The organism is Streptomyces graminilatus, assembly GCF_001418565.1.
In the GTDB taxonomy this organism is placed as follows: domain Bacteria; phylum Actinomycetota; class Actinomycetes; order Streptomycetales; family Streptomycetaceae; genus Streptomyces; species Streptomyces graminilatus.
Window position 1 is genome coordinate 1 of the sequence record NZ_LIQQ01000512.1, and the last position, 9,302, is coordinate 9,302.

The window sequence follows — 9,302 nt, forward strand, 5'->3', positions numbered from 1 at the left end:
CCCCCGCCGTGGCCGCGCGCCCCCGAGCCGGGCACGCTTTCGGCAGCCCCGGAACCGGACACGCCTTCGGCACCTTCGGGGAGTTGCTCCAGGGCGCCCTGCCCGCCCCCGGCAGTGACTTCCTCGTCACCTTCCCGGTGGCCCGCTGGGCCACCGCCGTCTTCCGCCCCGCCCCCGGGAAGAGAGGTGTGCGGGTCGTGCCCGGGCACAAGGGGAAGTCACGGCGCGTCGCCGAGGCCGTTCTCGCCGCGCTCGGTGAGAGGGGCGGCGGGCTGCTCGAACTCGGCGGCGACCTGCCCGAGGGCAAGGGCATGGCCAGTTCCTCGGCCGACCTCGTCGCCACCGTACGAGCCGTAGGCGCCGCGTTCGGGCGGACGTTCACCCCGGCGCAGACCGAGGCGTTCCTGCGCGGCATCGAGCCGGCCGACGGTGTGATGTACGACGAGATCGTCTGCTTCCACCACCGGGCCGTACGGCTCGGCAGCAGAATCGGCACGCTGCCCCCGCTCGCGCTCGTCGCCCACGACGAGGGCGGCCAGGTCGACACCGTGGCCCACAACCGGACCGCGAAGGCCATCGGCACGGCCGAACGGCACGAGTACGCCCGGCTCCTGGACCGGCTGACCGGCGCCGTCGCCACGGGCGACCTGCCCACCGTGGGCGAGGTCGGCACCCGCAGCGCCGAACTCAACGACCGCAGGCGCGCCCGCGCCGGATTCGCCGAACTGCGCGCGCTGTGCCGCGACATCGGCGGCCACGGCCTGGTCCTCGCCCACAGCGGCACTCTCCTCGGCGTCCTGCTCGACGCCGAGGACCCCGAACTCGACGCCAAGGCGGAACACGTACGGGTCGGCTGCGCCCCGCTCGGCGGCGAGGTGTCCGTCCACCGTGCCCTGGGCACCGGCGACGACTGGGCCCCCGGCCCGCCGCATCAGCCGCACTCGCCGCACCCGGCGAAACCGGCCACCGCCCACACCACCCACCGACTGGAGATCTGAGCATGCTGTTCGACACGCTGACGGACGCGATCGGCCGCACGCCGCTCGTCCGGCTGCGCCTCGGCGCGGAACGCGGGGTGGAGGTCTACGCCAAACTGGAACTCCAGAACCTGTTCGCGATGAAGGACCGGGTTGCCCGCAACATCGTCCTGGAGGCCAGAAGGCTCGGCACCCTGCGCCCCGACGCCCCCGTGGTGGAGAGCTCCTCCGGCACCATGGCGCTCGGCGTCGCCCTCGTCGGACGCTCCCTCGGCCACGAGGTGCACATCGTCACCGACCCGCGCATCGACCCCGTGACGCTGGCCAAACTGCGCGCCCTGGGCTGCCACGTGCACGTCGTCGAGGCGATGACCAGCCACGGCTGGCAGTCCGCCCGGCTGGAACGGCTCGCGGAACTGATGGCGGACCTGCCCGGCGCCTTCTGGCCCCAGCAGTACACCAACCCCGACAACCCCGGCGCCTACCGCGACCTCGCGCGTGAACTCCTCGACGACCTCGGTCACATCGACGCCCTCGTAGGCGCCGTCGGCAGCGGCGGCTCCCTCTGCGGGACCGGCCGGGCACTGCGGGAGTCCCTGCCCGCCGTGCGCGTCGTCGGTGTCGACTGCGTGGGCAGCGCCCTGTTCGGGCAGCCCGACATACCGCAGCGACTGCAGAGCGGCCTTGGCAACAGCCTGCTGCCGAAGAACCTCGACCGCTCCCTCGTCGACGAGGTCCACTGGCTCAACGACCACGAGGCGTTCGCCGCCACCCGCGAACTCGCCCGCGAACAGCAGATCTTCGGCGGCAACACCTCCGGCTCGGTGTACCGCGTCCTCGGCGACCTGGCCCGCCGCGCCGAGCCCGGCTCCCGCATCGTCGGCATCCTGCCCGACCGGGGCGACCGGTACGCCGACACCGTCTACAGCGACGAGCACTGGGCCGACCACGACCTGCGCGAAGTACCGGCCGCCGCCCGTCCGGCCGTCGTTCCCGCCGGAACCACCGTCACCACCTGGTCCCGGCACTCCTACCGCGCCCCCGCCGACCTGCGCCGGCACCTCGTCTTCGTCGAGTCCAACACCACCGGCACCGGCATGCTCGCCCTCGACCTGGCCCGCGACCGGCTCGGCGCCGCGCCCGTCCTGCTGACCGGCGACCCCGACCGCTACCGCGGGCTGGACGCCACCGGAGCCGAGGTGATCCGCTGCGACACCAACTCCGACGCCGCGCTGCGGGCCGCGATCCAGGACCGCTTCCGCCGCGAGGAGATCGCCGGGATCACCACCACCAGCGACTTCTACGTCCCCGCCGCCGCGCGGCTGGCCCGCTGGCTCGGCCTCCCCGGCAACCCGCCCGAGGCGGTGACCGCCTGCCGCGACAAGTCGGCCCTGCGCACCCTGCTGGACAGCGCGGGGGTACGCCAGCCCCGGTACGCGGTCGTGCGAGAACCCGGTGAGGTCGCCGCGGCCGTGGCCCGGACCGGACTGCCGTGCGTGGTCAAGCCCGCCGACGACTCGGGCTCCGTCAACGTCCTGCTCTGCGCCGACGAGGCGGAGGCCCTGGCGCAGACCGAGCGGATCCTCGCCGTCACCACCAACGTCCGGGGGATGCCGACCGCGCGGACCGTCCTCGTCGAGGAGTACCTGGACGGCCCCGAGTACAGCGTGGAGATGTTCAGCGAGGACGGCCACGCCGAACGCGTCGGCATCACCGCCAAGTCGGTGACCGGCACACCCCACTTCATCGAACACCGCCACCTCTTCCCGGCACCGCTCCCGGCCGGAACCGCTCAGCACATCACGGAGACGGTGACGGCCGCCCTGGACGCGGCCGGCATCCGGCTCGGCGCCACCCACACCGAGGTGAAGCTGACCGCCCAGGGACCCGCCGTCGTCGAGATCAACCCGCGCCCGGCGGGCGGCATGATCCCCGAACTCGTCCGGCTGGCCTGCGGAGTCGACCTGCTCGAACAGCAGCTCAAGGCCGCGATGGGCCTGGCCCCCGACCTCAAACACGCCCACGGGGCCCACGCGGGCATCCAGTTCCTGCTCGCCGACGCCGACGGGGTCCTCGACACCGTGCACGGCGCGGAGCGCGCGGCGGCCGTGGACGGCGTCGAGGCCGTGACCGTCACCGCCGCACCCGGCACCGTGATCCGGCGCGCGCGCAGCGCGGGCGACCGGCTCGGCCACGTCATCGCGTGCCGCCCGGACCCCGAACAGGTGACGTCGGCCCTGGACCAGGCACACACCCTGATCCGCCTCACGGTCACCCCGCACAGCCCCGCCCACTGAACGACCCCGCCCACACCGGCGCCACTCTCCCGTGCCGGTACCGGTGCGCGGGCCCCCGACATGCCCCGTGCGCGGAGCATCACGCCCGCCACAACTGCGGGCCACCCCCCGACAGGGGCACGGGGCTGTTATCGGTATGCGGGTCCGCCGCATATGGGCGCGACCAGCCACAGCGGGCCGGCAGCCCTCCATGTACCCAAGCCCCCCTTTTAAGGGGCGCGGGGAACTGCGCGACCGGCCACAGCGGGCGGGCAGCCCTCCATGTACCCAAGCCCCCCTTTTAAGGGGCGCGGGGAACTGCGCGACCGGCCACAGCGGGCCGGCAGCCTCCCACGTACCCAAGCCCCCCTTTTAAGGGGCGCGGGGAACTGCGCGACCAGCCACAACGGGCCGACAGCCCCTCACGCACCCAAGCCCCCCGTAACCCACCCACCGAGCAACCCACTCACTCACTCACCCAGGAGACCCACCATGAGCAGCAACCCCTTCGAGAACGACGACGCCGTCTACCTCGTCGTCCGCAACGACGAGCTCCAGCACTCGCTGTGGCCCGCCGACCTGCCCGTCCCGGCCGGCTGGACCACGGTCCACGGTCCGGACGGCCGCCAGAACTGCCTCGACCACGTCGAGCGGAACTGGACGGACATGCGGCCCGCGTCCCTGGTCGCGGCACTCGCCGGGGACTCGGCCCGTGCCTGAGTCCGTACGAACCCTGCCCGCCCCCGGTTCGCCGCCCCCGACGGCGGCCGGGGCGGCGGCCCGGGAAGGCTCCGCCGTCGAGGGCCCCACCGCCGGCCCCGTGGACGCCCTCCGGCACCTGGTCGCCCAGGTACTGGGGCTGGCCGCCGACGCCGTAGGCCCCGCTCACGGCTTCACCGAACTCGGCGGCGACAGCATCCAGGCCATCCAGGTCGTCAGCCGCGCCCGGGCGGCCGGACTGCTGCTCACCACCCGCGACGTCCTGCGCAGCGAAAGCGTCGCCGCGCTCGCCGCAGCCGCCCGCGCGGCGGACGGCCCCGGAGCGGACGAGGGACCCACCGAACCCCCGCGCCGCACGGGCCCGTTGACCGCGACCCCGATCATGGCGTGGCTCGGCGACCTCGCCGGCCCCGTCGACACCTACCACCAGTCGCTCGTCGTCCGCACCCCCGCCGGGTTCCGCGCCGAGCACGCCGTACGGGTCGTGCGGGCCCTGCTCGACACGCACGACGTCCTCCGGCTCACCGTGCCCGGCGGGGCGGGCACCGCCGCCGAGGGGTGCACCGTGCCGCCGCCGGGCAGTGTCGACGCGTACGGCCTGGTCGAGCACGTCCACGCGCCCGACGCCACCGACGCGGAACTGCCCGCCCTCACCACCGCCCGGATCCGGGCGGCCCGGCGCCTGCTGTCCCCGGCGGACGGCGTCATGCTGCGCGCCGTACTCGTCGACCGAGGCCCCGGCCGGCAGGGCCGGCTCGCGCTGGTCGTCCACCACCTCGTCGTCGACGGCGTGTCCTGGCGCATCCTCCAGGACGACGTGCGCACCTGCTGGGCGCGGCTCGCCACCGGCGAGGACCCGGCCCTCGAACCCGCGCCGACACCGTTCGCGCACTGGGCGGACCTGCTGCGCGCCGACGCCACCTCCGGCCGCCGCATGGGCGAGGCCGCGCGCTGGACCGAGACACTCCGCCCGGCCCCCGAACCCCTGGGCGGCGTAAGCCCGTTGGACCGGCTCGACGCCGAGACCGCCGACCACCGCCTCACCCTCACCCTGCCCCCGGAGGTGGCCGGGCCGCTGCTCACCGCCGTACCGGGCGTCGTCAACGGCACCGTCAACGACGTACTGCTCACGGGCCTGGCCCTCGCGGTCCTCGCCTGGCGGCGCCCGGAGACCGGAGCGGCGGACGGCGGCACGGTCCTGGTCGACGTCGAGGGCCACGGCCGCGAGGACATCGCGGGCGCCCCCGACCTGTCCCGCACCGTCGGCTGGTTCACCACCATGTACCCGGTGCGTTTCGACCTCGGCCGGCCCGACCTGGACGACGCCCGCGAGGGCGGCCCCGCCGCCGGGCAGGTCCTGCGCACCGTCAAGGAGACCCTGCGGGCGGTCCCCGACCACGGCATCGGGTACGGCCTGCTGCGCCACGGCAACAGCCGCACCGGCCCCGCCCTCGCGGCCCGGGGCGTCCCCGGGATCGGCTTCAACTACCTCGGCCGCTTCCCGATGGGCGACACCGCCGACTGGGCCGCCGCCCCCGGGCACGACTTCGCGCTCGACGAGGCCGACGACGGCCTGGCCATGGCCCACGCCGTGGAGGTCAACGCCGCCGCCCACGAGGGCCCCGACGGCCCCACCCTCAGCGCCACCTGGACCTGGGCGGGCAACGCCCTCCCGGCCGACCGCGCGCACGCCCTGGCCCACGAGTGGTTCGCCATGCTGCGCGCCCTCGTCCGGCACGCCGCGCTGCCCGGCGCCGCCGGACTCACCCCCTCCGACGTGTCCCTGCCCGGCCTCGGCCAGGCCGACCTCGACGCCTTCGAAGCCCAGTTCGGAGAACTGCTGTGATCCCCCTGTCCCACGCCCAGCGCCGCCTGTGGTTCCTGTCCCGCGACGGCGACCCCGGCGGCCTGCACAACATCCCGCTCGGGCTGCGCCTGTACGGCGACCTCGACCGCTCCGCCCTCACGGCCGCCCTCGCCGATGTGACCGACCGCCACGAAGCCCTGCGCACGGTCTTCCCCCACACGGACGGCGTCCCCCACCAGCACGTCCTCGACCCGGGCAGCGCCCCACCCTGCACGGTCACGGTCTGCCCGGCCACCGAACACCCGTCCCACGCGCGACAGGCAGCGGCGGTGCCCTTCGACCCGGCCACCGAACCGCCCCTGCGCGCCCACCTGTTCACCGACGGGGCCCAGGACCACTACCTCCTGCTCGTCCTGCACCACATCGCGGGCGACGGCGCCTCCCTCGACGTCCTCCTGCGCGACCTGTCCGCCGCCTACACGGCCCGGCTCCTCGGCGGCGAGCCGGACTGGCCCGAACTGCCCGTCCAGTACCCGGACTACGCCCTGTGGCGGCACGACGTACTCGGCGATCCGGACGACCCGGACTCCGAGCACCGCAGGCAACTCGACCACCGGGCCCGCGCGCTCGCCGGCCTGCCCGAGGAACACACCCTCCCCACCGACCGGCCCCGCCCCGCCGTCGCCTCCCACGGCGGCGCGATCGTCACCGCCGAGACCGGCGCGGGCACGCACACGCGACTCGCCGAACTAGCCCGCGACCGGCGCGCCACCGTCTTCATGGCCGTCCAGGCGGCGTTCGCCACGCTCCTCACCCGCCTGGGGGCGGGCACCGACCTCGCCCTCGGCTGCCCCGTCGACGGCCGCGAGGACGAGGCACTCGAACACCTGGTGGGCCTCTTCGTCGACACCGTCGTCGTCCGGGCCGACACCTCGGGCAACCCCGCGTTCATCGACGTCCTCGACCGGGTCCGCGATGCCGCCCTGGACGCCCACGCCCACCAGGACGTGCCCTTCGACGCCCTGGTGGAACGGCTCAACCCGCCCCGCTCACCCGGCCGTCACCCCCTGTTCCAGATAGCGGTCGCGGGCCGCCGCGACACGGACGCCGAACCGGTCCTCCCGGGCCTGCGGGCCCGCACGGAACCGGTCCGTACCGCCACGGCCAAGTTCGACCTGACCCTGGAGACAGAGGAGCGCCACGCTCCCGACAGCGGCCGACCGGCCGGTATCGGCCTCACCCTCGAATACGCCACCGACCTGTTCGACGCCACCACCGCCCAACGGCTCCTGGACCGCCTGACCCGCCTCCTCGACGCGCTCGCGGCCGACCCCACCGCCCCGATCTCCGCCCACGACCTGCTGACACCCGAGGAGCACGCCGCCGTCACGGACGGCTGGCAGGGCGCACCGGCCGTGCCCCACGCCACCACCGTGCACGCCCTCTTCACCGAACGGGCCGCCGCCCACCCGGACAGGACCGCGGCGGTCTGCGGCGACCGCGAGACGACCTACGGCGCACTCGACGCCCTCTCCGACCGAGTGGCGTCCCGCCTCGGCACCCTCGGGGTACGCCCCGGCGACACGGTGGCCATCCTCATGGACCGTTCCGTGGAACTGATCGCCGCCTGCCTGGGCATCCTGAAGACCGGCGCGTCCTACCTCCCCCTGGACGCCCGCGCCCCCCGCGCCCGCTCGGCATCGGTCATCTCCGGCGCCGGGGCAACGGTCCTGATCACGGACCCGGGTACGGACGTTGACGGCTTGGGCGTACACCACACGCTCCGCCTGCCTGCCGGGGGCGACGCGGTTGCGGGGGGCGCCGGGGACGGCGGTGGCGCTCTGGCAGTCGCCGCGCGGGCGACCGGCGTCACCGGCCCGGGTGCGGACAACGACAGCGCGGGCCTCCGCCACACTCTCCGTCTGGACGCGGAGGACGCCGGGGACGCCGAGGACGCCGGGCACGGCAGTGCGGTGCCGGCAGTCGCCGTGAGACCGGCCGGTGCCACCGGTCCGGGTGCGGGCACCGACGACTTGGGCGTTGGCCACACTCTCCGCCTGGCCGCCGGGGACATGGGAGACAGCGGGGACGGCGGTGTCGTGCCCATGGTCCCTGTGCGGTCGGCCGGTGCTGCCACCGGCCCGGATGCGGGCACCGACGGCGTGGGCGGCGGCCACACCCTCCGCCCAGCCGCCGGGGGCGGTCCGAACGGCGAGGCCGCCGGGGTCGGCGGTGTCGTGCCGACCGGCGCCGTACGCCCGGCCCGTGCCGCCGCGCATCCGGACGACCTCGCCTACGTCATGTACACCTCCGGCTCGACCGGCACGCCCAAGGGTGTCGCCGTCGCGCACCGGGAGGTCGTCGCCCTCGCGCTGGACCGGCGCTGGCGCGGCGGCGCCCACGACCGGGTCCTGTTCCGCTCCCCGCACGCCTTCGACGCCTCCACCTACGAGCTGTGGGTCCCGCTGCTGAACGGCGGGCTCGTGGTCGTCGCCCCGCCCGGCGACCTGGACGTCACCGGCCTCGCCCGGCTCATCGGAGAACAGCGGGTCACCGGCACCTTCCTGACGGCCACGCTCTTCAACGAACTGGCCGACCGGTGCCCCGAACGGCTCGGCACCCTGCGCGAGGTGATGACCGGCGGTGAGGCAGCCTCGCTCGCCGCCGTCCGCCGGGTCCGCGAGCACTGCCCGGACACCACCGTGACCAACGGGTACGGGCCGACGGAGACCACCACGTTCGCCGCCATGTTCCCGCTCGCCCCCGGGAGCGGCATCCCGGACGGACAGGTCCCGATCGGACGCCCCCTGGACGGCACCCGCCTCCACGTCCTCGACGACCGTCTCGCCCCCGTCCCACCCGGCGTCACCGGCGAGCTGTACATCGCCGGAGCCGGTCTCGCCCAGGGCTACCTGGGACGCCCCGGCCTCACCGCCGAACGCTTCACCGCCTGCCCCTACGGCCCGCCCGGCACCCGCATGTACCGCACCGGCGACCTGGCCCGCTGGACGGCGGACGGCCAGATCGAGTACCTCGGCCGCGCCGACCGGCAGCTCAAGATCCGCGGCCTGCGCATCGAACCCGGTGAGATCGAGAACGTCCTCGCCGGCCACCCGGACGTGGGCCGGGCCGCGGTCACCGTCGTCCCGACCCCCGCCGGACCCGTTCTCGCGGGCTACGCGGTGCCCGCCCGGGGCAGGCGGCCCGACCCGGCGGCGCTGCGCGAGCATCTGCGCGCCGAACTGCCGGACTGGATGGTCCCCCTGACGGTCACCGTGCTCGACCGCTTCCCGACGACCCCCAACGGCAAGACGGACCTGGCGGCGCTCCCCGCCCCGGGCCCCGCCGCCGGGGAGCGGCCGTACCATGCACCGGGGAACGATGCCGAGCGCACGCTCACCGCCCTGTGGGAGCGGATGCTCGGCGCGGAACGGGTCGGCGTCCACGACGACTTCTTCGCCCTGGGCGGCCACTCCCTCCTGGCGACCCGCCTCCTCGCGGAGGTGCGCTCCCTGCTCGGCG

Annotated in this window: 5 protein-coding genes; all 5 read left to right on the forward strand. The window is 75.1% G+C overall.

Annotation, left to right across the window (positions count from 1 at the left end; translation table 11 throughout):
• A partial coding sequence (locus AOK08_RS34575) for a GHMP family kinase ATP-binding protein (RefSeq protein ID WP_063794193.1) occupies positions 1 to 998 on the forward strand: 998 nt, incomplete at its 5' end.
• 2 nt (positions 999 to 1,000) lie between these two features.
• A complete protein-coding gene (locus AOK08_RS34580) occupies positions 1,001 to 3,274 on the forward strand; it encodes a pyridoxal-phosphate dependent enzyme (RefSeq protein WP_055533382.1) in 2,274 nt (757 codons plus the stop codon).
• 471 nt (positions 3,275 to 3,745) lie between these two features.
• Complete coding sequence (locus AOK08_RS34585; RefSeq protein ID WP_055533384.1) at positions 3,746 to 3,973, forward strand: MbtH family protein; 228 nt, start codon at positions 3,746 to 3,748, stop codon at positions 3,971 to 3,973.
• Positions 3,966 to 5,819, forward strand: a complete 1,854-nt coding sequence (locus AOK08_RS34590; protein WP_055533385.1) for a condensation domain-containing protein — start codon at positions 3,966 to 3,968, stop codon at positions 5,817 to 5,819. The genes AOK08_RS34585 and AOK08_RS34590 overlap by 8 nt, the downstream gene beginning before the upstream one ends.
• Positions 5,816 to 9,302 (forward strand): non-ribosomal peptide synthetase (locus AOK08_RS48565; RefSeq protein WP_198539483.1); only part of this gene is annotated, 3,487 nt, incomplete at its 3' end. The genes AOK08_RS34590 and AOK08_RS48565, both read left to right, overlap by 4 nt.

What these genes read in the sequence shown, in the direction of transcription:
- AOK08_RS34580 (WP_055533382.1), top strand. Translation starts at nt 1,001, where the DNA reads ATGCTGTTCGACACGCTGACGGACGCGATCGGCCGCACGCCGCTCGTC.
- AOK08_RS34585 (WP_055533384.1), top strand. Translation starts at nt 3,746, where the DNA reads ATGAGCAGCAACCCCTTCGAGAACGACGACGCCGTCTACCTCGTCGTC.